Annotated in this window: 1 protein-coding gene; it reads right to left on the bottom strand. The window is 32.3% G+C overall.

The annotated features are described in order from the left end of the window. A partial coding sequence (locus KB213_RS13580) for a hypothetical protein (RefSeq protein ID WP_211683579.1) occupies positions 1-194 on the bottom strand: 194 nt, incomplete at its 3' end. Positions 195-220: the final 26 nt, after the last annotated feature.

Raw genomic sequence — 220 nt, 5'->3', positions numbered from 1 at the left:
TTTTTTTTTTTTTTTTTTTTTGTTTTTTTTTTTGTTTTTTTTTTTTTTTTTTTGTTTTTTTTTGTTTTTTTTTTTTTTTTTTTTGTGTTTTTTTTGTTTGGGGTTGTGGTTTTTTTTAAACCCCCTTTTGTGGGGTGGGGGGGGTGTTTTTTTTTTAATTGGGGGGGGGGTTGGGGCCCAGACTTCTGGTACATCTGACGCCGCTGCTGGTATCACCTTT

This window comes from Neokomagataea anthophila, from assembly GCF_018122595.1.
In the GTDB taxonomy this organism is placed as follows: Bacteria; Pseudomonadota; Alphaproteobacteria; order Acetobacterales; family Acetobacteraceae; genus Gluconobacter; species Gluconobacter anthophilus.
Note: the sequence above shows the minus strand (reverse complement) of the source record. Positions and strands in the feature narration are given on the sequence as shown.